The organism is Hymenobacter sp. 102, from assembly GCF_049949205.1.
Lineage (GTDB): Bacteria > Bacteroidota > Bacteroidia > Cytophagales > Hymenobacteraceae > Hymenobacter.
Map to the genome: position 1 here is coordinate 1,631,106 of NZ_CP188172.1, position 26,023 is coordinate 1,657,128.

At 61.4% G+C, this 26,023-nt stretch carries 22 protein-coding genes; 19 read left to right on the top strand and 3 right to left on the bottom strand.

Annotated features, from left to right (window positions below; translation table 11 throughout):
* Positions 1-86: 86 nt before the first annotated feature.
* The 9 genes from ACN19L_RS07055 (at position 87) to ACN19L_RS07095 (ending at position 9,147) form a co-directional block, all read left to right on the top strand.
* Positions 87-974, top strand: coding sequence for a cell division protein FtsX (locus tag ACN19L_RS07055; protein WP_426492814.1), 888 nt, complete (start codon positions 87-89; stop codon positions 972-974).
* 232 nt (positions 975-1,206) lie between these two features.
* Complete coding sequence (locus ACN19L_RS07060; RefSeq protein WP_426492815.1) at positions 1,207-1,515, top strand: DUF3098 domain-containing protein; 309 nt, start codon at positions 1,207-1,209, stop codon at positions 1,513-1,515.
* A gap of 125 nt (positions 1,516-1,640) precedes the next feature.
* Positions 1,641-2,429, top strand: a complete 789-nt coding sequence (locus ACN19L_RS07065; protein ID WP_426492816.1) for an undecaprenyl-diphosphate phosphatase — start codon at positions 1,641-1,643, stop codon at positions 2,427-2,429.
* Between the two features lie 129 nt (positions 2,430-2,558).
* On the top strand, positions 2,559-3,392 hold the full coding sequence (truB, locus tag ACN19L_RS07070; RefSeq protein ID WP_426492817.1) for a tRNA pseudouridine(55) synthase TruB: 834 nt from the start codon (positions 2,559-2,561) through the stop codon (positions 3,390-3,392).
* A 137-nt stretch (positions 3,393-3,529) separates the two neighbouring features.
* Complete coding sequence (locus tag ACN19L_RS07075) at positions 3,530-4,477, top strand: bifunctional riboflavin kinase/FAD synthetase (RefSeq protein ID WP_426492818.1); 948 nt, start codon at positions 3,530-3,532, stop codon at positions 4,475-4,477.
* 91 nt (positions 4,478-4,568) lie between these two features.
* Positions 4,569-6,041 carry a T9SS type A sorting domain-containing protein gene (locus ACN19L_RS07080; RefSeq protein ID WP_426492819.1) on the top strand — a complete coding sequence of 491 codons (1,473 nt, stop codon included), beginning with the start codon at positions 4,569-4,571 and terminating at the stop codon, positions 6,039-6,041.
* A gap of 103 nt (positions 6,042-6,144) precedes the next feature.
* Entirely contained in the window at positions 6,145-7,584 is a 1,440-nt protein-coding gene (locus tag ACN19L_RS07085) for a T9SS type A sorting domain-containing protein (protein WP_426492820.1), read from the top strand.
* 94 nt (positions 7,585-7,678) lie between these two features.
* Positions 7,679-8,377, top strand: a complete 699-nt coding sequence (locus ACN19L_RS07090) for a CoA transferase subunit A (RefSeq protein ID WP_426492821.1) — start codon at positions 7,679-7,681, stop codon at positions 8,375-8,377.
* A 110-nt stretch (positions 8,378-8,487) separates the two neighbouring features.
* Positions 8,488-9,147, top strand: a complete 660-nt coding sequence (locus ACN19L_RS07095; RefSeq protein ID WP_426492822.1) for a CoA transferase subunit B — start codon at positions 8,488-8,490, stop codon at positions 9,145-9,147.
* Between the two features lie 149 nt (positions 9,148-9,296).
* Here ACN19L_RS07095 and ACN19L_RS07100 read toward each other — a convergent pair whose 3' ends face one another.
* Positions 9,297-9,767 carry a hypothetical protein gene (locus tag ACN19L_RS07100; RefSeq protein WP_426492823.1) on the bottom strand — a complete coding sequence of 157 codons (471 nt, stop codon included), beginning with the start codon at positions 9,765-9,767 and terminating at the stop codon, positions 9,297-9,299.
* 230 nt (positions 9,768-9,997) lie between these two features.
* Here ACN19L_RS07100 and ACN19L_RS07105 point away from each other — a divergent pair, with 230 nt between their 5' ends.
* On the top strand, positions 9,998-11,116 hold the full coding sequence (locus ACN19L_RS07105; RefSeq protein ID WP_426492824.1) for a T9SS type A sorting domain-containing protein: 1,119 nt from the start codon (positions 9,998-10,000) through the stop codon (positions 11,114-11,116).
* Position 11,117: 1 nt separating this feature from the next.
* Here the strand turns inward: ACN19L_RS07105 and ACN19L_RS07110 are convergent, their stop codons facing one another.
* Positions 11,118-11,597 (bottom strand): hypothetical protein, encoded by a 480-nt coding sequence (locus ACN19L_RS07110; RefSeq protein WP_426492825.1) that lies wholly within the window; start codon positions 11,595-11,597, stop codon positions 11,118-11,120.
* Between the two features lie 223 nt (positions 11,598-11,820).
* Between ACN19L_RS07110 and ACN19L_RS07115 the strand changes: the two genes are divergently transcribed.
* Both ACN19L_RS07115 and ACN19L_RS07120 read left to right on the top strand, forming a co-directional pair.
* A complete protein-coding gene (locus ACN19L_RS07115) occupies positions 11,821-13,464 on the top strand; it encodes a GNAT family N-acetyltransferase (RefSeq protein ID WP_426493568.1) in 1,644 nt (547 codons plus the stop codon).
* Between the two features lie 255 nt (positions 13,465-13,719).
* Positions 13,720-15,711 (top strand): DUF4394 domain-containing protein, encoded by a 1,992-nt coding sequence (locus ACN19L_RS07120; RefSeq protein ID WP_426492826.1) that lies wholly within the window; start codon positions 13,720-13,722, stop codon positions 15,709-15,711.
* A gap of 79 nt (positions 15,712-15,790) precedes the next feature.
* On the opposite strand, the gene ACN19L_RS07125 is transcribed toward ACN19L_RS07120, so the two are convergent.
* Positions 15,791-16,525, bottom strand: coding sequence for an RDD family protein (locus ACN19L_RS07125; protein ID WP_426492827.1), 735 nt, complete (start codon positions 16,523-16,525; stop codon positions 15,791-15,793).
* A gap of 189 nt (positions 16,526-16,714) precedes the next feature.
* On the opposite strand from ACN19L_RS07125, the gene ACN19L_RS07130 reads away from it, so the two are divergent.
* The 7 genes from ACN19L_RS07130 to ACN19L_RS07160 all read left to right on the top strand — a co-directional run bounded on the left by ACN19L_RS07130 (position 16,715) and on the right by ACN19L_RS07160 (position 25,958).
* Positions 16,715-17,656 (top strand): stage II sporulation protein M, encoded by a 942-nt coding sequence (locus tag ACN19L_RS07130; RefSeq protein WP_426492828.1) that lies wholly within the window; start codon positions 16,715-16,717, stop codon positions 17,654-17,656.
* A 27-nt stretch (positions 17,657-17,683) separates the two neighbouring features.
* The gene (locus ACN19L_RS07135) at positions 17,684-18,592 is read left to right on the top strand and encodes a hypothetical protein (RefSeq protein ID WP_426492829.1); all 909 of its coding nucleotides are present in this window, start codon (positions 17,684-17,686) and stop codon (positions 18,590-18,592) included.
* 66 nt (positions 18,593-18,658) lie between these two features.
* Positions 18,659-19,432 carry a DUF4129 domain-containing protein gene (locus ACN19L_RS07140; protein WP_426492830.1) on the top strand — a complete coding sequence of 258 codons (774 nt, stop codon included), beginning with the start codon at positions 18,659-18,661 and terminating at the stop codon, positions 19,430-19,432.
* Between the two features lie 12 nt (positions 19,433-19,444).
* Positions 19,445-20,881 carry a DUF4350 domain-containing protein gene (locus ACN19L_RS07145; RefSeq protein ID WP_426492831.1) on the top strand — a complete coding sequence of 479 codons (1,437 nt, stop codon included), beginning with the start codon at positions 19,445-19,447 and terminating at the stop codon, positions 20,879-20,881.
* A gap of 288 nt (positions 20,882-21,169) precedes the next feature.
* Positions 21,170-22,063: an AAA family ATPase gene (locus ACN19L_RS07150; RefSeq protein WP_426493569.1), complete on the top strand. Its 894-nt coding sequence runs from the start codon at positions 21,170-21,172 to the stop codon at positions 22,061-22,063.
* A 120-nt stretch (positions 22,064-22,183) separates the two neighbouring features.
* Entirely contained in the window at positions 22,184-23,527 is a 1,344-nt protein-coding gene (locus ACN19L_RS07155) for a DUF58 domain-containing protein (RefSeq protein ID WP_426492832.1), read from the top strand.
* 322 nt (positions 23,528-23,849) lie between these two features.
* Entirely contained in the window at positions 23,850-25,958 is a 2,109-nt protein-coding gene (locus tag ACN19L_RS07160) for a beta-N-acetylhexosaminidase (protein ID WP_426492833.1), read from the top strand.
* The last annotated feature ends 65 nt before the right edge of the window (positions 25,959-26,023 follow it).

Genomic DNA, 26,023 nt, shown 5'->3' on the forward strand with positions numbered 1-26,023 from the left:
GCCCTGCTGGCCTAATCTCCCATTACCCGCAAACAGCACCATCGAACAGCAAACTCACCATTTCACCAATTCACCATCTCACCTCCATGAACCGACCCACTCGCAAGAAGAAATTAGGCAGTTACCCGCACCTGATGGTGGTGTTCAGCATTACGCTGGCCCTGCTGGTGATTGGGCTGTTTGGGCTGCTGCTGATTCATGCGCACAAGGTTTCCACGCTGGTGAAGGAGAACCTGGAAATGCAGGTGTACCTGGAGCGGGGCCTACCCGAAACCCAGCTGCTGCAGCTGCAGCAGGATCTGGCCCGCAAGCCCTACGTGGCCCGGAAGGACGGCCAGCCCCAGGTACGGTTTCTCTCCAAAGAGGAAGGCGCCCGGCAGCTTATCGACCAGACTGGGGAAGACTTCCAACAGTTCCTCGGTGACAATCCGCTGCGCGACGCCTACCTGCTCAACATCAACGCCGACTACGCCGATGCCGCCCAGCTGGCCCGCATCAAACAGGAGCTGAAGCAGCAGCCGGGCGTGTTTGAGGTGGAGTACGTGGAAAGCCTGATTACCTCCGTGAACAAAAACCTGCGCAATGTGAGCCTGGTGCTGCTGGGCTTTGCGGCGGTGCTCACGTTTGTGGTGGTGGTGCTCATCAACAATACCATTAAGCTGGCCCTGTTCTCGCAGCGGTTCCTCATCCGCAGTATGCAGCTGGTGGGCGCCACGGCCGGCTTCATCCAGTGGCCGTTTATGCGCCGGGCCGTGTGGCAGGGTCTAGTGAGCGGGCTGCTGGCCGGGCTGCTGCTGCTGGCCCTACTACAATACGCCTACCTGCAGCTGGCCGAGCTGCGCCTGTTGCAGGACGTGCGCCTGTTCGGGGCCCTGGCCGTGGTACTGGTGCTGCTGGGCATGGGCATCGGCTTCCTCAGCTCCTGGCGCGCCGTGCGCAAGTACCTGAGCATGTCGCTGGATGACCTGTATTAGGTGGGTGGTTGGGTGGTTAAATTTGTTATCCTGAGCGGAGCGAAGGACCTTATCACGCTTGAACAGGCTGTTGCCAGGCTATAGGTTCTAGGGTGATAAGGTCCTTCGCTCCGCTCAGGATGACAGCCGCTCACAACTACCCAACCACCCAACCACCCATTCATTCCCCCAAATTCTGGTGTTGGTTGAATTCGCGCGGCATGTTCCCGCGTCCCCGCTACCTTTGCTTTCTATGGAACCGACTACTCCCCGCTTCGCCTTCGGGCCCCGCAACTACCGCCTGATGTTTGTTGGGCTGGCCGTGCTGGCCGCCGGCTTCATCACCATGACGCTTGACACCGAGGATTACGGTGAAGGGTTTCTGGGCATCACGCTCGGGCCTATTCTGCTGGCGGTGGGCTTTGTCATTGAGTTCTGGGCCATTATGGCCCGGCCCGGCGCTACCGCGCCGGTAGCTCAGGATGCGGCCACCGTCAACACGGTGCCTTCCCAGCCGGCTCCGGCCCAGCCGGTTATTACCACGCCTACCTACAAGCGCTAATTCTTTTCGAAGGGACTTGGGGGCCGAGGGACTTAGGCACTTGGTTGATGCTCGAATATTGGATTCGTGGCAGCGTCAACCAAGTGCTTGACTCCCTGGGCTTCCAGGTCCCTAACTACTTTCCCATGTCCTACTGGCACGCGCTGTTACTCGCCATTGTTGAAGGCCTCACCGAGTTTTTACCGGTTTCCAGCACCGGGCACATGATTATCGTAGCCAATTTGCTGGGTATTGGCCAAGCCCCCTTCACCGATACGTTTATTACCTCCATTCAATTCGGAGCCATTCTATCGGTGGTGGTCCTGTACTGGCGGCGGTTTCTGCAGAGCTTCGATTTCTATTTGAAGCTGGCGGCGGCTTTTATTCCGTTCGGGATTCTGGGTTTTCTGCTCAAGGATGTCATCGAAGCCCTGCTCAAAAACGTGGCGGTGGTGGCCTGGTCGCTCATGATTGGCGGAGTCGTGCTTGTATTTATCGACAACCTGTTCACCTCTGAGCGTAAGCAGGTGACCACGCCCAGCTTTGCGCAAGCCATTAAAATCGGGTTGTTTCAGTGCATTGCCCTGATTCCAGGCGTTTCCCGCTCGGCCGCTACCATTGTGGGCGGTCTGGCCCAGGGTTTCGACCGTCGCTCGGCCGCCGACTTCTCCTTTCTGCTGGCCGTGCCCACCATGGCTGTTATTACGGCTTACCAGCTCTACAAGACCTTCAAAGTAGCCGCTCCCGGCACCGCCGACATCAAGCTGCTGCTGTTCGGCAACGTGGTGGCGTTTGTGGTGGCGTTGCTGGCAGTGAAGTCGTTCGTTGATTTCGTGTCGCGCTTCGGGTTCCGGGCGTTCGGGCTCTACCGCATCGTGGTGGGTCTGGTTATTCTGATTATGCTGGCCCTGGGCATTCCGCTGCAGATTATTTAGCCCCCCACCGCTTTGGCTGGGCTGCTCTGGAACGCGCTTCGGCGCGTTCTTTTGCTATAACGGCCAGTTAAAGCACGCAACCCCGTATTTTTGCCACCGCCCGACGCCCCGCCGCCGGCCCCGTTACCTATGGAACAACCCGAAATACCCCAGACTCCGGCCGCCGCTGATTTCGATTTTGAAGCCGGCGAAGTATTGCTGGTAGATAAACCCCTCACCTGGTCGTCGTTCGATGTGGTGCGCAAAGTAAAAAACACGCTGCGCATCAAGAAAATCGGCCACGCCGGCACTCTCGACCCGTTGGCCACCGGCCTGCTGATTTTGTGCACCGGCAAGAAAACCAAGCAGATCGACCAGATTCAGGCCCAGGAAAAGGAATATACCGGCACATTCCGTCTCGGCCAGACCACGCCCAGCTTCGACCTGGAAACGCCCGTGGATGCTGAGCAGCCCTGGCAGCACCTCACCGCGGCCGACCTTCAGACCGCGCTGGTGCAGTTTATCGGCCCCATTGAGCAAACTCCGCCGCTGTTTTCGGCCGTGAAAGTGAACGGAGAGCGGGCGTATGAGGTGGCCCGCCGCGGCGGGGAGGCGGAAATCAAGAGTAAGCAGGTAACTATCCGGGAGTTTGAGCTTACGCGCGTTGAACTGCCCGAAGTGGACTTCCGCGTGACCTGCACGAAAGGCACCTACATCCGCAGCCTGGCCCGCGACTTCGGCGCGGCCCTGGGCTGCGGGGCTCACCTCACCAAGCTGGTACGCACCCGCATTGGCGAGTACCGCCTGGCCGATGCCCTGACGATGGACGCACTGGAAGCTCTGCGCCCACTCCGCCCCGAAGGCGAAGCGGAGCGGCCCCGCCGCCCCCGCCGGGAACGGCAGCCCGAGCGCCGGGCGGGCCTGGAGTATTTCAACGCCACCCAGGCCGGTGCGGCACCCCCCATGCCCGCACCTGAAGCGTAAAGCCCCGATAACCCCGGCGCGCTGCCGTGGTTATCACCGGCCTACGGAACCCCTGCCCAAACCCTGGCCGGCGGCGGCCGTTTTGCTTTCGAAGAAACCTGTTCAGCTACGCACGCACCTGCGCCAATCTGCCCCCTATGCACGTCATTCACGACCCCGCCCAGTTTCCTCACCTTGGTAATGCGGTGGTTACCAGCGGCACGTTTGACGGCGTACACGTGGGACACCAGCAGATTCTGCGGCGACTGCGCGAAACGGCCCGCCAGAGCGGCGGGCCCAGCGTGGTCATTACCTACTGGCCCCACCCTCGCCTGGTGCTGGGCCCGCCGCCCTCCCATGATGAATTGCTGGAATTGCGCCTGCTCAACACCCTGGAGGAGCGCGCCGCCCGGCTGGCTTCTTTCGGGGTCGACTATCTGCTGGTGGTACCTTTCACCCGCGAGTTTGCGGCGTGGTCGTCGGAGGAGTTTATCCAGCAGATTCTGCTCCGGACGGTGGGTACCCGCCAGCTCGTTATTGGCTATGACCACCGGTTTGGCCGCAACCGGGAGGGCGGGTTCGAATACCTGAGCCAGCACGCTCACCGCTACCACCTGAGCGTGGAGGAAATTCCGCGCGAAGACGTGGACGCGGTGGGTGTGAGCAGCACCCGCATTCGCCGGGCCTTGGAAACCGGCGACGTGGTCACCGCCAACCGCTACCTGGGTTACGCCTACCCGCTCACGGGTACGGTGGTACAGGGCCGGCAGCTGGGCCGCACTATTGGCTGGCCCACGGCCAACGTGGTGTGTCCCGAGCCTCTGAAACTGGTGCCTGCCCGGGGCGTGTACGCCGTGCGGGCCACCACCGCCACCGGCGAAACCTGGCCCGCCATGCTCAACATCGGCGTGCGGCCCACCGTGGGCGGCAACCTGGCCCAAACCACAGAAGCCCACCTCCTGGGCTTTGAAGGCGACCTGTACGACCAGCCACTAACGGTGGAGTTTGTGGCCCGTTTGCGCGACGAGCAGAAATTTGACGGCCTGGATGCTCTTAAAGCCCAGCTGGCCCACGACGCCGAAGCCGCGCGGAGCGCGTTGCAGTAACGTTTCGTTAATTCTTTTCATAAATACGTTAAAATCTTAGCTTTACTCCACTGCTTCCAGCTAGCAGTAGTTATTTATTTAACTCACTCCTATGAAGCAGTTATTACTACGTGTGAGCTTTAGCCTGACGCTCTTATTGGCTAGCCAAGTTGTTGTTGCTCAGTCTCCCTGGTCTTGGGAGTACCGTTATGGGGAATTAAACGTGCAGAGCTGTCAGCAAGTATTGCCACTCAAGGCCGGCGGCTATCTGCTGATGGGAAAGATTAACTCGACCAGCAGCATCTCGGCTAACCTATACCTTGTCCGAACGGATGCAGCCGGACAACCGCTCTGGATTCAGACACACACTATTCCGGACTGCAACAACTTATACATTCTGCCGGCCTGCGAAAATGCGGCGGGCCAGGTCCTGATTACGCTTCGGGCAGCAACTGAGAATATTCGAGAAGCGGAGCCGACGGTAGCGGGTCAGTTGTTGCTGTTGCAGCCAGATGGCACTACTGCCTGGCAGAAGCGCACTGCCACGTATCCGCTCCGGCCTGCTGTGACTGGTAGTGTACCGGTTCCCTACAGTCGGGCCGTATTGGATGCCGCTGGCAATTTTCTGCTGGCCCAGAACACGCCCGCAGCAACCACCCTGCTGCGGCTGGATGCCACCGGCCAGCAGCTTCAGCAAATAGCCTTTCCAATGCCAGCAGGTATGCAGTCGCTACCTGCCTTCATTTATGAGTTATTGCCCCTGTCCGGCAGGCTTTATGCGTATCTATCCTCTACCGCTGGCTCACGGCTGGTTGAGCTTTCTGCGCAAGGCATACAAGGGCGGGTTGCCACAGTACCTACCGGGGCTACCGATTTTCTGGCCCTTTCTAACGACGACATACTGATAGTCACTCCCAATGGACTGACACGGATGTCACTTCAATCTAACACAACTACCTGGACCAAAGACACCTATACTCTGCAAATAACACCACAACGGGCCGTGCAATTGCCCGATGGGAAACTGTTGGTTTTTGGTACAGTTTATCAAACCCATTTTTACGGATTGAGGCTGCGCGTATTCGATGAGAATGGCCAAGTCGTTTTAGGTGGCCCTCCTCACCCGATAACGGGTTTAGTTGGGGCCTTGCAGTACTCGTTTGGCTCGGGACCTAAAATCTCCGCCAGTGGCCTGTTCCTCAATTCTACTACCCGGGAATTGGTGGTAGGTGGCAGTCTTCAGGATACTCCCACTCAGGAGCAAGCATTTTTGCTTCGTTCTGCCCCGCTTGCTGCCGTGTTCCCGAGTGTCATAACTGCCACTTCTCCCAGCCTGCCGGCATCCACAGCAGCTTGGCCTAACCCAGTTGGTCAGCACGACCAGCTAACTATTTCGACTGATTTTGCGCAAAATAACCCGCTGGAACTATATGACCTTCAGGGCCGACTCGTGCGTAGCTGGTCACAACCTGCCCAGGCGAGTGAACGGCGGCTTTCCCTTCAGAATCTACCAGCCGGCCTGTACCTGCTTCGTAGCGCAAGTACGAAGGGTGCCTCCGCCACGCTGCGCATTGTAAAAGAGTAATTGAGTACGGCCTTACACTCTACCCCTGCCCGAACTTCTGATTCCCCCAGGTTCCGAGTGGTTTTAGCTGTTCCTTGTTTTCATCCTATAAACTATTCCTCTGATGCACACCTACCTTCTACGCGCTACTGTTATTCTGCTGGGGCTGCTGCTTAGCCTGACAACCCGTGCCCAATCAACCTGGCAACGCCTCTACGGCGGCGAGCGGCACGAAACCTGCAACCGCATTGTGCCCGTGCCGGGCGGGGGCTATGTACTGGCCGGCAGCAGCGAAACCAGCCGTACTCACACCACGAACCTGTACCTGATTCGCACGGACGAGCAGGGCCGGCAACTGTGGACGCGGGAGTACGCCTTTGCCGACGCGGAGCAGCTATCCGTGGTAGCGGCCGATATGAATGCGGCCGGCCAATTGCTGCTGGCCGCGCAAACGCGCAAAAACGTGGAAAACGTTTTCACAGAGTCCACGGGCATTCTGGTCCTGATCAACCCGAATGGCCGCGTGGCGTGGCAGCAGCGTACCCAGCCTACTCGTAGCTGGGTCCCGGCTTTCAGCGGCATCCAACCCGATTCGGCCGGCAATTTCTGGGTAGCCACCAACGATGCCAGCGGCGCGGCCTTGCGGCTGCTGAGCCCTACCAGTGAGGAGCTGCGCACCTTGCCTTTGCCTCAGCCGGGTTCCGTTCAAGGTCTGTTCTCGGTTCCTTCGGGGCTGATGGCTTACGTAGTGCGCCAGAATGTAGAGGCTACACTCGTGCCGGTGTCGGCGGCGGGCAATTGGGGTCCGGCTACTACGCTGCCCATCTTGGCGTACGGCAACTCCGTGAACATGTACGTTCAGAACGTGGTGCCGCTGAGTGCCGACGAGGTGCTGGTAGTATCCAGCGGCCAGCTTGATAAAGTGCAGTTGGGCACGGGAGCCGTGCGCTGGTCGCGGGCGTACTCCAAGAGTAACTTGCTGCTTAACCCCACACACGTGGCACCGCTCGCCAACGGCCACTTTGTGGTGATGGGCACACGCGGGGGAAGCCACGTGTTCAGCCTGGAAGTGTGTGAACTGGCCGCCGATGGCAGCTACTTCACCCGCGAAGTTACCTCGCCCTACAGCCCCCCTTACCTGGAGCCGGTAGTTTACCAGCTGGGCAAAGGCCTGAGCCTTTCGGCAGGCGGCGTACTGGTGCACCCCGTTACCGGGCAAATTGTGGTGGGCGGCAGCCTCCGGAACGACGCTAAAAGCGACGCTAAAGAAGAGGTGTTCCTTAGCGCCGGCAACCTGTTGGGCCTGCAGGTGGCTACGTTGCCCCCGCTCACGGCCTGGCCCAACCCGGCCGTAGCCGGCCAAACCCTCACTGTGCCCGTAGCCTTTGCCCAGAACGGGCAACTGGAGCTGTACTCGATGCAGGGCAACGTGGTGCGCCGCTGGCCGGAGCCGGTGGATGGGGAGGCCACCCTGTCGCTGCACAACGTTCCGGCGGGCCTGTATATTCTGAGTGGGGTGCAGGCCAACGGAGCCCGCTCCTTCCTGCGCGTAGTGGTGCAATAAGTTGGCGGCTTTTGGCGGGCCGGCGGGCCAGGGGTAGCAACGTAATACGGCGCTACTCCTTACCTTTCCACCCCCAAACCCACCCACTCATTCTATGATCAATAAAGTAGTAGCCGGCCCCGAGGCGGCGCTGGAAGGCCTCACCGACGGTATGACGCTCATGCTGGGCGGCTTCGGGCTGTGCGGCATTCCGGAAAACTCCATTCAGGAAATTCTGCGCCGGGGTGTAAAACACCTCACCTGCATCAGCAACAACGCCGGCGTCGATGATTTCGGCATTGGCCTGCTGCTCCAGACCAAGCAGGTGCGCAAGATGATTTCCAGCTACGTGGGCGAAAATGCCGAGTTTGAGCGGCAGCTGCTCTCGGGCGAGCTGGAAGTGGAGCTGATTCCGCAGGGCACACTGGCCGAGCGGTGCCGGGCCGGTGGGGCCGGTATTCCGGCTTTTTACACTCCGGCCGGCTACGGCACCGAGGTAGGCGAAGGCAAGGAAGCCCGCGAGTTCAACGGCAAAATGTACCTGCTGGAAACCGCCCTGCAAGCCGATTTTGCCTTCGTGAAAGCCTGGAAAGGCGACACGGCCGGCAACCTCATCTACAAAGGCACGGCCCGCAACTTCAACCCCATGATGGCTACGGCCGGCAAAATTACGGTGGCCGAAGTAGAAGAGCTGGTGCCCGCCGGCGAGCTGGACCCCAACCAGATTCACACGCCCGGCATCTTCGTGCAGCGCATTTTCGAAGGCAAGAACTACGAGAAGCGCATTGAGCAGCGCACGGTGCGGCCGAACTGATTTTCACGCAGTGGGTTGCAGTGGGCGGCGCAGTGTCTCGCAGTGCCGTTCAACAATCCACTGCGAAACACTGCGGTTTTCCACCGCGAGACACTGCGTGAAATAACTTTATGGCACTTGATAAACACGGCATTGCGAAGCGCATTGCCCAGGAAGTACAGAACAACTCCTACGTCAACCTCGGCATCGGCATTCCCACGCTGGTGGCCAACTACATCCCCGAAGGCATCAACGTAGAGCTGCAGAGCGAAAACGGCCTGCTGGGCATGGGCCCCTTCCCCACCGATGCCGAAGTAGACCCCGACCTCATCAACGCCGGCAAGCAGACAGTAACCACTTTGCCCGGCTCCAGCATTTTCAGCTCCGCCGATTCATTCGGCATGATTCGGGGTGAGCACGTGGACCTCACCATTCTGGGGGCCATGGAAGTATCCGAAACCGGCGACATTGCCAACTGGAAGATTCCGGGCAAGATGGTGAAGGGCATGGGCGGCGCCATGGACTTGGTGGCCTCGGCCAAAAACATCATCGTGGCCATGCAGCACGTGGCCCGCGACGGCAGCAGCAAACTACTGCCGGCCTGCACCCTGCCCATCACCGGCCTGCGCTGCGTGAAGAAGATTGTAACGGAGCTGGCCGTGCTCGACGTAACGCCCGACGGCTTCGTGCTGCGCGAGCGGGCCCCCGGCGTTTCGGTGGAGCAGATTCAGGCTGCCACCGCCGGCAAGCTCATCGTACGCGGCGAAATTCCCGAAATGCAGGGAGTGTAAGGTAGAGTAAAGACAAGAACGCCCGTCTTTCCGAGCGAAAACGGGGAGTCTCGCGTGCTGACGTAAGAGTTGATACCTCACCATCAGCACGCGAAACTCCCCGGTTTCGCTCGGAATGGCGTTTTACAACACCTTTTATTTCCACGTCTTCACCACTTCAGGAATGCCGTAGCCAGAATGTGCTGGGCGGCTTCGAGCGTGAAGTGGGAAAAGCAGCGGCGGAACTGAGCCAAGGCTTCGGGCGGGGGCAGGGTACCGGCCCGCACAGCTTCTACTAAATGCCGCGCCAGCAGCTCGGGGTCGGCGGTGAGGGCTGGAAATTCGGCCTCCTGCTTGTAGCGCCGCAGGGTTTCTACCCGCAGCTCGGGCGTGGCCCCGGGCACCTGCCGCAGCAGGCGCGCCATGAGCAACTGCACCTCATCCAGAAACAGCGTGCGGACGAGGCCCGGTGGGGCCGGTACTGCCTGCCCCGCGGCCGCCGTAAGCACTACGGCGGCGGAGCTGCGAGGCTCCCAACCGGCCACGTTAGGCGGGGCGCACAGCCAGGCCGTGGCCGGAAACTGCTCCGGCATTTGCAGCACAGCGGCCAGGGTTTGCATACGTTGTTCGGGTAAAGCCACGCGGCAAGGTACGCAGGAACTCGGGCAGTCGGCTGGCACGGACCACACGGCTGCTGGTGGCATCTGGCCCGGCGGCAGTGTATCTTTAGAGGCGGATTGCCGTAATTCCCGCCCGTTCGGCTACGTTTGTCAACGCATTTCGCCGCTCCGCTGCCCACTAGCTGGCGAAGCAGGAATGATGGTTTCTGGCTTCCCGAACACGCTCTTTCACCTTTTATCCTGCCCCGCGTATGCCTTACCGTTACTGTGCGTTTTTTAGCGGCCTGCTGATCAGTCTCGGAGCCGCGGCGCAAAGCTCCCCCAGCATCACCCGCGCCGATATGCCGGTGCCTACCGACACGCTGCGCCAGAGCACGGCATCGATAGTATTGCCGGCCAGTGCTCCCCCACTCAGCCAACGGGGTGCCAACCAGACCTGGAACTACGGCGGGCTGGTAGCCACGGCCCAGCAGGTGGCCCGCTTCACGGTGGTACCCAATCAGCCGCTGTACACCATCACGTTCAACTCTCTGCTGAGCGGCAGCAACCGGGCCACGGTGGCGGCCCCGCAGGCGGTGCCGGTGCCGCCCGGTCTCACGCTGCCCATCACTGAGCCCTACCAGTTTTTCAGCGCCTCCGCGGCTGATTTTCGCTCGGTGGGCTACGGGGGTACGCTGGCGGGCACGGCCGTACCGGTTACCTACGCGTCGGCCGCCGAGCAGGACGTTATTTACCGCTTTCCGCTGAGCTACGCCAGTCCGGCCGATTCCAGCCGCTCGTTTTTCAGCATTAGCATTCCGGGCAGCGGCTACCTGAGCCAGCGCCGCAAGCGGGTAAACCGGCCCGATGCCTGGGGTACGCTCACCACACCTTACGGTACCTTCCCGACGGTGCGGGTTGTAACGCGCATTGAAGACCACGACAGCCTCTCGGCCGGGGGTATCAACCAAGGCTTCGATTTGCCGGTGACGCGTGAGTATAAGTGGCTGACTCCGGGCCAGCATGTACCGCTGCTCACCATTACTACTACGCAGGCAGGTGGGCGGGAAGTAGTATCGGGCGTGGAGTACCGGGACGTGTACCGCCGCATTGCCGGGCCGCTGGCCGCTGCCCGCCCGCTGCCCGAACCGGCCGGGACCGTGTACCCCAACCCGGTACCCGCCGGCCAGGGGCTACGGGTGCTGCTGCCAGGACCGGCCACCGTAACGGCTACCGACGTAACGGGCCGGCTGCTGTTTCAGCAGCGGCTGACGCCTCGCAATGGTTTGGCCGAAATTCCGGCCGAAGCGCTGGGTGAGTTCCGGGGTCTGCTGTTGCTGCGGGTGCAAACCGGCGCGGGCGTGGCGGTGCGCCGGGTAGTACGGGAGTAGCCTAGCGCCCCAGGCGGAGTAGCTGTTGGTAGGCTTCTATCTGCGCTGCAACCGCCGGGCTACCCAGCCTGATTTCCACGGCAGCAGTTCCATCGGGGGCGGAGATTATGCTGGTAAAGTAAGTACCCAGCCCAAATACTCCCCGTTTCTCCTCAACCGGCCCCACCGCCGCCCAGGGAATGAGCAGTGGCGGATGCCCCACGCGAAATAGAAACAGCACCGAAAGCCCGAGGCCGGCCGGACCGCAGCTGATACGCAGTACGCCCCGGTAGTTGGCTCCCGGGCCGACAGTTCCCGGCTCCCGCAGCGAGGCCGCCTGCAGCCAGAATGTTTCAGCCGGCGCAGGCGGCGTAGCGGGGGCCCGGTAGTACTGCCCCAGCCGCTGCCAGCCGTTCCGGGAAATCAGCCAGCAGACAAACGCCCAGAACGCCGCAAACCCGAGCGGAAACAACGGAAGGTACAACGCGTTGGGTGCTGCCATGCGTAAGCTGGATGGTTTGAATCTGGCTCAATGTAACTGGTTTCCTAGCTTCAACTCGACACTTTTTACCCCCGAAGTTGTTGTGCAGCCGTACTACCGGGCGGCAAACTGCCAGCGGTGGTACCTTTACCCTGCATTCTTCCGCTACTCCTGATTACCTGATATGGCCAATTCTCATGCAAAAGTAGGCGGTGGCTCCGCCAAGAAGAACAACCTGCCCGGTATGCCCACCGCGCCGGAGCTGCTCACGCCCACCGCCATTCCGGCCCACAAGCTGGTACTGCGCACCCTCAAGCGCACCGATTTCAAGGCCGTGAAGGACATCATGGACAAAGTGTACTCTAACATGGAGGGTGCCTGGGCCCAGGATGAGTACAACAACCTGCTCAAGAAATTCCCGGAAGGGCAGATCTGCATCGAGGACAACGGGCAGGTGGTAGCGGCGGCGCTGGCCATCATCGTGCAGTACTCGGATTTTGGCGACAAGCACACCTACGGCAAAATCACGGGCAACGGCAAGTTCAACACCCACAACCCCGACGGCGACACGCTCTACGGCGTGGATGTATTTGTGCACCCCGAGTACCGCAGCCTGCGCCTGGGCCGCCGCCTCTACGACGCCCGCAAGGAGCTCTGCGAAAACCTGAATCTGCGCGCCATGGTAGCCGGGGGCCGTATTCCGGGCTACGCGGCTTACGCCAACGAGATGACGCCGGCCAAGTACGTGGAAATGGTGCGCAACAAGGAGCTGACGGACCCCATTCTCACTTTCCAGCTGGCCAACGACTTCTACGTGCGCAAGCTTATCCGCGGGTATCTGCCTTACGACTCCGAGAGCAAGGCCTACGCCACGCTGCTGGAGTGGATTAACGTGTACTACGACGAGGAAACCGACAAGCTCATTGGCAACCAGAAAAGCAACGTGCGCATCGGCATTGTGCAGTGGCAGATGCGGGCCACCAAAAACCTAGAGGATTTCTTCCAGCAGATGGAGTTTTTCGTGGATACCGTATCGGGCTATAAGGCCGACTGCGTGCTGTTTCCGGAGTTTTTCAATGCGCCTATGATGGCCCTCACCAACGAGGAGTCACCCTCAGTGGCTATTCGCTCCATGGCCGCTTTTACCGAGCCCATCAAAACCAAGATGATGGAGCTGGCCGTGAGCTACAACATCAACGTCATTGCCGGCTCCATGCCACTCTACGATGAGGGCAAGCTCTACAACGTGAGCTACCTCTGCCGCCGCGACGGCACCGTGGATGAGCAGTACAAGCTGCACGTAACGCCCGATGAGGCCAGCTACTGGGGTATGCGCGGGGGCGACAAGCTTAAGTGCTTCGATACGGACTTTGGTAAAATCGGCATCCTGATCTGCTACGATGCCGAGTTTCCGGAGCTGGCCCGCATGCTGAGCGACGAAGGCATGAAAATCCTGTTCGTACCGTTCTGGACTGACACCAAGAATGCCTACCAGCGCGTGCGCCTCTGTGCCCAGGCCCGGGCCATTGAGAACGAGTGCTACGTGGCCATTACCGGTTCGGTGGGCAACCTGCCCCGCGTGGAGAACATGGATATCCAGTACTCGCAGAGCGCCGTGTTCAGCCCCTCCGACTTCGCCTTCCCCCACGACGCCATTGTGGCCGAAGCCACGCCCAACACCGAAATGACCCTGATTGCCGACCTCGACCTGGACCTGCTGAAGGACCTGAATACCAGCGGGGCGGTGCGCAACCTCCGCGACCGGCGCAAGGACCTCTACTCGGTAAGCTGGGTAAAGAAGACGGAGCGCGACGACGAGCTGCTGGCCCAGGGTGAGGAGCGGGTGCCCAAAACGGGTAGCCGCCGCAAAGCTGTTTCGGCCGGCTAAAGGCCCTACCTCTCCTACTGTGCTTCACCAGAACGACCCGCCAACGCATGTTGGCGGGTCGTTTTTGCGTGTAATGTCGGTACACGTTTTTGGCATTTCTTCTTCGAAAAGGCCCCTCTGAGCATAGCAGCATTAAAATATAATTAAATATCTACCTATTGCAAGCCAGATATAGGGCCGGGCTCGTATCTGAAATGCCCGCTATGGGCACCGTACTACATTCTTCATCCATTCCTCAATTCTACCACTTCCTTCATGTCAACATTCTCTACTCGCCGCAAGGCTCTGCAACGGGGCGGCCTGCTGCTGGGCGCGCTGGGCTTGCTCGGTATTTCGTCGGCCTCGGCCCAAACGGTATATGGCCTCTCAGTTACCGCTACATTCGTACCCAGCCTGGTATCATTTGATGCCGCTACCCCGGGCACGCTATTGTCAACGGTTCCCATCACCGGGGTGGCCTCGGGCCAAACCATCGTCGGTCTTGATTTCCGGCCGAACACGGGTGAACTATTTGCGTTGGGCTACAACACTACCGGTACGCAGGCCCAGTTGTACACGGTGAACCGCACTACCGGAGCTGTTACGGCCATCGGCTCGGCCCTTACGCTGGATTTAGGGTCTAACCTTACCCGCATCGGGTTTGACTTCAACCCCACCGTGGACCGGATTCGGGTGACGGCCGGTAACCGGGCCAACTTCCGCCTGAACCCCAACAACGGAGCCTTGGCGGCTACCGACGGGCAGCTGACGTACGCCACCGGTGACGCCAACGCCGCTCAGACCCCGGGCGTAGGTGCTTCGGCCTACACCAACAGCTACATTGGAGCCACCGGCACCACGCTCTACAACATTGATGAGGCCAACAACCGTCTGGTAAGCCAGATTCCGCCCAACGATGGCACACTCAACAGCCTGGGTACGCTGGGCGTGAGCGTAAACGGAGCCCTCCAGGCATCTGACCTCGACGTGTACTCCAATCCCACTACCGGTGCCAATACGGCCTATCTGACGGTGGCTTCTCCCTCCAGCCTGACGGCCTCTACCACCACGCTGTACACCCTCAACCTCACCAACGGCACTACCACGCAGGTAGGCAACATCGGCGGCGGAGCGTTTGTAGCCGTCACGGACATTGCCGTGCAGATTACGCGTCCGGCTACGCTGCCAGCCGTTACGGGCCAGCTGGCCTACGCACTGGCCGGCACCAACCTGCTTACTTTCGACACCGCCCAGCCCGGCCTGATCCGGACTTCGGTAGGCCTCACGGGAATACCCGCCAACCAGACGGTTGTGGGCATGGATGTGCGCCCGCTCAACAATGCGCTGTACGCGCTGGGCTATAACGCCACTGACCAGACCGGCCAGCTCCACACCATCAACGCCACGACCGGGGTAGTCACGCCCGTGGGTAATGTGCTGTCGATGCCGCTGGGCACGGGTAGCATCGGCTTCGACTTCAACCCCACCGTGGACCGCATCCGGATTGTGGGCGTGAACCGGGGCAACTTCCGCATCAATCCCAATGACGGTACGGCCGCGCCCATCGTGGATGGCACCATTACCTACGCCACCGGCGACGCTAACGCCAGCGCCACCCCGGCCCTGGGCTCAGTGGCTTATACCAACAGCTACGGCGGCCCCGCCGACGCCACCCGCACCACTACGCTCTACGGCTACGATGAAGCCCTGAACCTGCTGGTAACGCAAAACCCACCGAACAACGGAACCCTCAATACCGTGGGCGCTTCCGGCGTAACAGTAACGCCCGGTGCCAACGTGGACGTGGATATCTACAGCCCCGCCGCCGGCACCAACACCGCCTATCTGGTGGCCACGTCCGGTACCTCCGCCAGCTCCAGCCTGTATATGCTGAATCTGACGACGGGGGCGGCTACAATGCCCATGATGATTGGCAGCGGCATTACGGTGCGCGACATTGCTTTGGCTGGCACGGCCGGCGTAACTACGGGCACGCGGCAGCCCGCCGTGGCTACGGGCTTCAGCCTGTTCCCGAACCCGGTGGCCGACCAGGCCCAGCTCACCTTCCGCCTGCCCCAGGCCGGCCAGGCCGAACTGACGCTGACCGACGCGCTGGGCCGCACCGTGGAGCAGCAGCCGCTGGGTAGCCTGCCCGCTGGCAACCACGCCCGCACCTGGCAGCCGGCCAAGCACCGCGCCGGCGTGTACTTCCTGCGCCTGACCGTGGAGGGTCAGTCGGCCGGTACGCAACGGATTATGCTGCAGTAGCCGAGAGAATAGTTAAGTAAAAGCAAAAGCCGCTCCCGGTATCCGGGAGCGGCTTTTGCTTTTGATAAGGGGTATGTTTTTAGGCGTAGGGACTTTCCTGGGCGGCTAAGTGGGCGTGGTCGCGCAGGACGGTGCGCAGGAAAGGTTCGTCAGGCAAATCGGTGCGGATGCCGGTGAGGTCTTTCACTTTCATGGCCAGCTCGTTGAGCAGCACGTAATTGTCGGCGGCGGCAGCTTTTTGCAGCAGCTGCCGGATGGTGGCCACGTCGTGGTCGGCGAGGCGGGCGGCTTCGGGAAACACCACCACGTAGCCGGGCTCGGTGAAAGCCGGGGCCAGTACGCCGGCCGCCTGCCGGGGCCGCACCCGCACCACCGATGTGCCCGCCGCAATATCTCCAATCCGCTGCCCCCGGCCATTAGTTACTACCACCACGACGGCTACCAACCCGCTGAACAGCGTCATATCCACGATGCGCAGCAGCCACCGGATCAGGTAGTCGCCGAAGCGGGGCGGCGTGCCGTCGAGGCGCACAACTTTGATGTCGCGGGCCTTTTTGCCGATGCTTTGGCCATTGAGCAGCACCTCGCTCAGCAAGTCATAGAACACGTAGGGAATCCCGCACAGTAATCCGATGGTAATGCCCAGCGTCACGCCATTAAGTCCTCCGGCCTGCACGGCTATGATGGCCACCAGCGTCGACCAGGCCCACAGCACCACGTAATCGATGATAGTGGCCAGGATTCGGTCACCAACGGTGGCTACCTCGTATTCCAGGCTGACGTTTTGGGTAGTTTGAATGCGGATGGTACTCATACGGATAGCGGCGCGGGGAAAACCAGGCGAGAGAAATAGGGAAAGATGCGGGCCGGAACCGAAATTTTGTCAATCTTCGCAGGGCCGGTCCGCTGTGCAAATTACAGGCTGACCGGCAAACCCGCGAATTCGCTGCTCCCCAATTTTTATCCGGCTGCCAGCAGCCCACCTATCCGAAGTACTTAATCGATGCGCGAAGCCGTTTTTCTGCGTCAGAATGAAGCCCGCTGGAAAGCCTACGAGCAGCGCGCCACCGGCCCTGAGGAACTGGCCGCCCGTTTCATTGCCCTCACCGACGACCTAGCCTACGCCCAGACGTTCTATCCCGGCTCCCCCACCACCCAATACCTCAACGACCTGACCGCCCGCCAGCACCAGGCCCTCTACAAAAACAAGTCCGAATCAACGGGCCGGTTTGGGGAGTTCTGGCTGCGGGAGCTGCCGCTGCTGGTGGCCCGCCACCACCGCACGCTGGGAGTTGCCCTGTTGATTTTCGCGCTGTTCACGGCTATTGGGGCGCTGTCGGCGGCCTACGATGAGTCGTTTGTGCGGGTGGTGCTGGGCGACTCCTACGTGAACCAGACCCTGGAAAACATCGACAAAGGCGACCCAATGGCCGTGTACAAGAGCCACAACGAAACGCTGATGTTCCTGGGCATTACGGCCAATAATATCTACGTGGCCCTGTACACGTTTGCGCTGGGAGCCACGGCCGGGCTGGGCACCGTGTGGGCACTGTTTCGCAACGGCATCATGCTGGGCTCCTTTCAGTATTTCTTCTACCAGAAAGGCGTGCTGCTCCAGTCTTTGCTCACCATCTGGATTCACGGCACCCTGGAAATATCAGCTATTGTGCTGGCGGGCGGGGCCGGGCTGGTCATGGCCCGGGGCCTGCTGTTTCCGGGCACCTACACCCGCGCCCACGCCTTCCGGCAGGCCGCCCGCGACGGGCTGAAGCTGGCCATCGGGCTGGTACCCATTTTTGTGGTAGCCGGGTTTCTGGAGGGCTTCGTAACCCGCCACACCGAAATGCCCATGTGGCTAAGTCTGCTCATTATTGGCGGGTCGGCGGCCTTTATTCTCGGGTATTTTGTGGTGTACCCGCGCCGGCTGGCGGCGCGGCTGGCGTAACTTCTCGCGTTTTCTTTTCTCAACTATATGCAACAGAGATTTACCCAGGAAGCCGATTTTCGGCAGGAGCGGGATTTTGGTCAGAAAATCGGGGCTACGTTTGAGTTTATTGGGGCCCACGCAAAGCCGCTGGGAAAATGCCTGCTGTACTTTGTCGTGCCGTTTGCGCTACTGGCCGGCATCGGGCTCGGTATTACGCAGCGGGAGGTCCTCAGCAGCATCAATAGCGGTACGTTACGCACGGTCAATACCTTTGATATGCTGACACCTATCTATCTGCTGGCTATTGGTGCTTCATCACTAAGCTACGTATTACTAGCCGCCACAGTATACGGCTACATAAGGCTCCGCATAGACACGGATGCTCAGCAGGAAATCACGCCGACTATGGTACGGCACTATCTTTTCCGGTACTGGCTCCCTCTGGTTTTGAGCGGTGTGTGCTCAGTTATTCTTTCTATGACCGGCATGCTCCTGTTTGTCATCCCGGGCATTTATCTGGGCGTTGCTCTAAGCCTAGTGTGGGTGGTGCAGATTTTGGAAGAAGGCGGTATTGGCTACAGCCTGAAACGGAGTGAAGGACTGGTGCGGGGCAAATGGTGGTCTACTTTCGGCCTCTCGCTGGTAATTGGCATCATCATCGGAATACTAGGAATGATTTTCCAGATTCCGCAACTCATTGGCTACGCGGGCAAGGCGCTGCACTGGGACTTCTTCACCTCCGACATAATTGTGATTACGGCAGGTATTATCAACTCGGTGGGTCATACCCTACTCTATGCCCCGCTGATGGTGGCGCTGGCTTTTCAATATTTCAACTTAGTAGAACGCAAGGAAGGCTTTGGCCTGCGCATGCAGGTGATGTCGCTGGGCCAGACGCCCGCGCCCACCGAGGCCAACCACCACCTGCGCCCCGACGACGAGGGCGAGTACTAGCCGAGCCGTTTTCGCATAGTCTATCGTTTACCGTCCAGCCGCGTGCCTGCATCCTGTTCCTTTCACTTGTTACGCCGATACGCCTGTGCGGCCCTGCTCTGGTTGGGCGCCGCGTCCGCCACGCACGGCCAAGCGCCGGTTCCGGCAGCCCCGGTTGTGGCCCCGGCTGCGCCCCGGCCGCTGCCCCCCGATGTGGCCCCGCCTCCCCGGCTGCGCCGGCCCTCAGAGGCGCACCTGCGTGACCTGCGCGGGCAGCGGGACTTCCGGTACGTGGATGTGAAGGCCAAAAGCGCCCCGAATAGCTTCTGGTCGTTTCTGGATCCGTTCTGGCGCTGGCTGTCGGATATGCTGGATACGCCGAGCCATTACATTCCCTGGAAGTACATCTTTTACGGTTTGATGGTGGGGGCGCTGGTGTATGCCGTGCTGCAGCTGCTGCAGGTAGACCTGACCCGCGCCTTTGGGCGGGCACCCCGCGCGGCAGCCCTCAGCTACGATACCGAAACCGAAGACCTCAACACCCTGGATATTGACAAGCTACTGGCTCAGGCCGAAGGTGAGAACAACTACCGCCTGGCCGTGCGCCTGGGCTACCTGCAGGTACTGCGGCAGCTGTCCGACCGGGGCCTCATCCGGTGGCAGCCCGATAAAACCAACCACGACTACCTCTACGAGCTGCCCGCCGGCCCACTGCCGGAGGCTTTCCGGGAGCTGACGCGGCAGTTTGAGTACGTGTGGTACGGGGAACAGGACGACCTCTCGGCCGCCGACTACGAGCGGGCCCGTACCACCCGGCAGGCGTTCCAGCGCCGTGTTACTTCCACCCGGCAGGCCGCCTAACTTAGTTTCAGCATGACGACATTTCGGTGGTATCTGGTGGGACTGGCCGTGCTGTTGGGGGCGTACGTGGCGGTGGAGTACTATCGCCCCAAGCCCCTCGACTGGCGGCCCACGCTGCAGAACAACGACAAGATTCCGTACGGCACCTACGTGCTGTTTCAGGAGCTGCCCGGGCTGCTGGGTACTTCCCGCGCCCAGGTGCAGGCCGTGCGCGTACCCATCTACAGCCAGATTGAAGGCGTAGATGAGGACGCCGAGCCCACGGATGTTTCGCGTCTGAGCGAGGAAATAACGGTGGATACCGCCGTGGTAGCCAACCCGGAAGCAGCAGCGCCGGCGTGGGAAGATACCGTTGCGGCCCAGGCCGGGACTACACCAACTCCTGCCACCAAGCCCGCCACCGACACTGAGGATGATGCCGATTACGCGGCGGGGCTGGAAGCCGGCGACTTCACGCCCGCAACCTATCTGTTCGTAGCCCCCGAATTTCAACTCAGCCGCCTCGACTGCCGCTCCCTGCTGCGCCACGTGGCCCGCGGCAACGACGTGCTGGTGGCCGCTACCGACTTCGACAATTTCTTTGCCGATACGCTGGGTTTCGCTACCCGGCCCATCATTCCCCGCCTCAAAACCAACCCCGATGGCTCCCGCAGCCTGTTGCAGGACTCCGTACGGCTGCGGCTGAACAACCCTGGGCTGGCACGGCAGGCGGGCGCCTCCTTTCGGTTGCCCACCCAGGCCGTGGCTACCCGCCTCCTGGGCCGCCCCAATCTGCCCAACCAGGCCGCCTCCCTGGCTACCGATGAACGGGGCCGCACGGTGATGCTGCGCATACCCCACGGGCGCGGCCATGTATATATCTGCACGGTGCCGCTGGCGTTCAGCAACTACTTTGTGCTTAAGCCCCACACGGGCAACTTTGCTTTTGCGGCCCTCTCCTACCTGCCCACCGGCCGGCGCGTGTGGTGGGATGAATACCAAAAGCAGGGCCGGCGCGGCGAGCAGTCGTTGCTGCGGGTGCTAATGGAGCACGAGGCCCTGCGCTACGCCACCTACCTCGCCTTGGCCGCGGCAGTACTGTTCGTGGCCTTCGAGGCCCGGCGGCGGCAGCGCGTTATTCCGGTGCTGAAGCCGTTGCCCAACACCACCCTGCTGTTCACGCGCACGGTGGCCAGCCTCTACCGCCAAGGCGGTAATCACCAGCTCATTGCTGAGAAGAAAATCGGGCTGTTTCTGGAGCACCTGCGCACCCGCTACCACGAGCCCGGCCTCGACCTCACCGACGAGGCCACCCGGGAGCGGCTGGCCCAGAAAACTGGTGTGCCGCGCGCCGACGTGGATGCTCTCAACCGCCGCATGAACTTCATCCTCACCGCTCGTCAGATTTCCGATGCCGAGCTGCTGGATCTGAATAAAGCCATCAATACCTTCCGCCAGGCAGCCGCTTGAAATTGACTTATTCCACCAATAGCAATTTATCCAGTTTGCACTATTCATATACAGCTATTTTAAACAATATATAGGTTTTATCAGACTACATATATAATCACGAATGTAATTATACTAACCGTCCCTCAGCACTTACTTCCTCGCTTTTCTATGGATTCCTCGTTCGACTCTACCCCAGCTGACGCAACCACCGGGCAACCGGCTGCCCCGGCCCCGGCCTTTGCACCCCGTACCGATTTAAGCCACCTCAGCCGCCACGCCGATGCCATCCGGCAGGAGCTGGGCAAGGTGATTGTGGGCCAGCAGGCCTTGGCCGAGCTGCTGCTGGTGGCCCTGCTGGCCGACGGCCACGTGCTGCTGGAAGGCGTACCGGGCGTGGCCAAAACTCTCACGGCGAAACTGCTGGCCCGCACCCTGAGCGTGCCGTTTAGCCGCCTGCAGTTCACCCCCGACCTGATGCCCTCCGACGTGCTGGGCACCTCCGTATTCCGGCCCCAGCAGGGCGAGTTTGAGTTCCGGCCCGGCCCCATTTTCGCTAGCGTGGTGCTGATTGACGAAATCAACCGGGCCCCGGCCAAAACGCAGTCGGCGCTGTTTGAGGTGATGGAGGAGCGGCAGATTACCCAGGACGGTACCCGCTACCCCATGCCCGCCCCCTTCGTGGTGCTGGCTACCCAGAACCCCGTGGAGCAGGAAGGCACCTACCGCCTGCCCGAAGCCCAGCTCGACCGGTTTCTGTTCAAGCTGAACGTGGGCTACCCGTCGGTTGAGGAAGAAGTAGCCATTCTGCAGGGCCACCACGCTGGCTTTGGCGGCACGCCACTGGAGGCGGTGCGCGCCGTAGTATCAGCCGAGGACCTGCGGCAGCTGCGCGAGCAGGTGCGCCGCCAGCACGTGGAGCCCAAGCTGCTGGAGTACATTGCCCGCCTGGTGGGCCAGACGCGCGCCCACAAGGGCCTGTACCTGGGTGCTTCGCCCCGGGCCTCGCTGGCGTTGCTCAACGGGGCCAAAGCCCTGGCCGCCCTGCGCGGCCGCGACTTTGTGACGCCCGAAGACGTGCAGTACCTAGCCCCCATGGTGCTGCGCCACCGCATCCAGCTCACCCCGGAGCGCGAAATGGAAGGTGGCACCGCGGATGATGTGGTAAAGCAGATTCTGCAGCAGATTGAAGTGCCGCGCTAACAATTTTCGCGCAGGGTTACGCAGTGGAATACGCGGGGGCACGCAGTGGTTTGCCGCCGGAACGACCCTGCGAAACCCTGCGCTTACCACGGCGAGACCCTGCGCGAAATCCACTACCTGATGAAATCCTTTTTTCTCACTTCCCGCTTTTTCCTGCTCGTTACGGCTCTGATTGCGGGGCTGGTGGTGGCGTTTTTTCTGCCGGGCTGGCTCACGCCGCTGCTGCTGGCGCTGGGGCTGCTGCTGGGCCTTGCGGTGGTGGATGCGGGGCTGCTGTACGCGGGCGGGGGCAGCCTGTTCGGGCGGCGGGTGATGGGCGACAAGCTGGCCAACGGCTCCGACAACGACATTGCCATCTACCTCGAAAACCAGTACCGCTTTCCGGTGCAGACCGAAACCATCGACGAGGTACCTCACCAGTTTCAGCGGCGCGACGTGCTGTTCAAAACCAGCATCAAGCCCGGCGAAACCGGCATTATCCGCTACCAGCTGCGGCCCACCAAGCGCGGCGAGTACGAGTTTGGGGCGGTGAACGTGTACGTGGCTTCCCCACTGGGACTGGTGCGGCGGCGCTTCCGGTTCGACGACAGCCGGGTGGTACCCGTGTACCCGTCGTTTCTGCAGATGCGCCAGTACGAGCTGCTGGCCATTCATAACCGCCTCACCGAAGTGGGCGTGAAGCGCATCCGGCGGGTGGGCCAGAGCATGGAATTTGAGCAGATTCGCCCCTACGTAACCGGCGACGACCCGCGCAACATCAACTGGAAAGCCACCGCCCGCCGGGCCGGCACCCCGGGCGCTTCCGATACGCTGGTGGTAAACCACTACCAGGACGAGCGGGCCCAGCAGGTGTACTGCCTCATTGATAAAGGCCGGGTGATGCGCATGCCGTTTGAGGGCCTGAGCCTGCTGGATTACGCCATCAACGCCACGCTGGTGGTCAGCAACATTGCCCTGCTGAAGCACGACAAGGCCGGTTTGCTCACGTTCTCGCACCAGCCCGGGGCAATGCTGCCCGCTGACCGCCGCAGCGGCCACCTGCGCAAGCTGATTGAGGTACTCTACCGCCAGAAAACCAAGTACCTCGAAACTGACTACGAGCGGCTCTACATTTCGGTACGCAGCCACATCCGCCAGCGCAGCCTGCTAATTCTATTCACCAACTTCGAAACCCTGCACGGCATGCAGCGGCAGCTACCCTACCTGCGTCGCATGGCCAAGGACCATTTGCTGCTGGTGGTATTCTTCGAAAACACCGAGCTGCGCACTTTCCTGGAGGCTCCCACCGCTACTACCGAGGAGGTGTACAACCAGACGGTAGCCGAGAAATTTGCGCAGGAGAAGCGTCAGATTGTGCGGGAGCTGAACCGCTACGGCATCCACGCCCTGCTCACCGCCCCCCAGAACCTCACGGTCAACACCATCAACAAATACCTCGAGTTCAAAGCCCGCGGGCTGATTTAAGGCCGTCGTTGTAGGCAGAACCGTCATCGTAGGCAACCCCGTCATTGCGAGCGAAGCGAAGCAATCCTTCCTTCTCAAAGCTCTCAGCCCTGACCTGTTCAGAAGCCCACACTTGGCACTTCCTTAATTCCCCAACTCCTTCCTATTCAAAAGCCCTTGTACCCACGCTGGTAGCAAGGGCTTTTCGTTTAGCAGGGCTTGGTAGAGGGCTCAGGAAGGATTGCTTCGCTCCGCTCGCAATGACGGGTCGTTTCTACGCCGTGCGGCTTCTGGCCCGGGGCTTGCTACCTTCGCCGTATTGCCCGCACTGCCTTTCCTGCCCATGCGTTACGTTTTGTTTCTGATTGCCCTGTTAGCGGCGGCCCCAGCGTTTGCCCAACCCGCCCCGCCCGAAGCCCGGATGCTGCTGCCGGTGCCAACCCAGGCCAACTGGGGCCGCAGCCGCTTCACGGTGAAACCCGATTTTACCTGGCAGGTATTCACGCCCGCCCAAACCGCCGCCACGCCGGCCGCCGATTCGGCGGTGGCGGAGGCCGTGGAGCGGCTGGTGCTGCCGGTGCTGCTGCCGGGCCGCCCCCAGGCTAACCGGCGGCGGGCCTCGCCCCTGCCCACGGCGGCGCTGGTGCTGCAATACGGCCGCCCCGGCAGCCTGCTCACCGTGGGCGAGGACGAGTCGTACACGCTGCGCGTAACGCCCATGGGCGTGGCCCTGAATGCGCCTACTCACCTGGGTATCCTGCGCGGCCTGGCTACGCTGCGGGAGCTGGCATCACCTACCAAGTCGGGAGGCTCTACCCTACCCGAGGTGGACGTGGTGGATGCGCCGCGCTTCCCGTGGCGGGGGCTGCTGATTGATGCGGCCCGCCACTTTATGCCCGTATCGGTAGTGAAGCGCAACCTGGATGGCATGTGGGCCACCAAGCTCAACGTGCTGCACTGGCACCTCTCCGATGACCAGGGCTTCCGGGTGGAGAGCAAGCTGTTTCCGCGCCTGCATCAGGTGGGCGGGCAGGGCCAGTACTACACCCAGCGGCAGATTCGGGAAATAGTGCGCTACGCCGGGCGGCGCGGCATTCGGGTGGTGCCCGAGCTGGACATGCCCGGCCACGCCACGGCCTGGCTGGCCGCCTACCCGCGCCTGGCCTCCAACGACTCCACCTACGGCGTGGCCCCGCGCTGGGGCGTGCTCAACATCGCCATGGACCCCACCCGCGAAACCACCTACAGCTTCATCGATTCGGTGCTGAGCGAGGTGACGCCGCTGTTTCCCGACCCGTACTTCCACATTGGGGGCGACGAAAACGATGGGCGGCAGTGGCGGCGTAACCCGCGCATTGTGGCCTACATGAAGCAGCAGGGCTACGTAACGGAGAAAGGCCTGCCCGACAAGCACGCCCTCCAAACGGCCTTCAACCGGCGGGTGCTGGCGCTGGTGGAGAAGTACCAGAAGCGCATGGTGGGCTGGGACGAAATTCTGGGCCCGGGCCTGCCGGCCAGCGCCGTTATCCAGAGCTGGCGCGGCAAGAAGGGCCTCTACGACGCGGCCAAGGCCGGCCACCAGGCCATCCTGTCCAACGGCTACTACGTCGACCTGAACCTCACGGCCGCCTCCCACTACGCCCCAGACCCGCTACCCCAGGATGCGCCCCTCACGCCCGAGCAGCAAAAGCTGATTCTGGGTGGTGAGGCTACCATGTGGGCCGAATTTGCCGATTCCGTCATCGTGGATGCCCGCATCTGGCCCCGCACGGCGGCCGTGGCCGAGCGCCTCTGGAGCCCCGCCCAGGTGCGCGACGTACCCGATATGTACCGCCGCCTGGCCCTGCTCAGCCCCCAGCTGGAAACCTTGGGCCTGCAGCACCGCAAAGCCCCCAGCCAGCTGCTGCTGCAGCTGGCCGGCAGCCCCGCCGCCGTGTTGCCGCTGCGTACCCTGGCCCAGGTGCTGGAGCCGGTGAAAGAGTACAAGCGCCATTTCCAGGGCTTCAAGTACACCACCCAAACGCCCCTCAACCGCCTCGTGGATGCCGCCCCTGCCGAATCGGACGTGGCCCGGGAATTTGGCGCGGCCGTGGATAAGCTGCTGGACTACGCCCGCTCTGCCCCCGCCGCCACCCGCTTCCGCGACGCCAATGGCAGGCAGCAACTCACCAGCCTGCGGGAACAGCTGCTGCAGTGGCAAACCAACGACGCGCTGGTGCAGCCCATCTTGCAGCAAAACTCGTTACTGCAAGAGTACGCCCCGCTGTCTGTCAACCTGAAAACCGCCGCGGCCCTGGCCCTGGAACGCTTGGCTCTACTGGAAAAAGGCCAGGCCCCCACGGCCGCCTGGCAAACCGCCGCCCTCAAGCAACTGGACGCCCTGAAAGCCCCCGCCGGCCAGACGGAGCTGGCCGTGTTGCCGCATCTGCGCCGGTTGGTAGAGACGAAATAGGCGCTGTCAAATAGACCCGTCATTGCGAGGACGAAGGACGAAGCAATCCTTCCTTTTCAATGCTC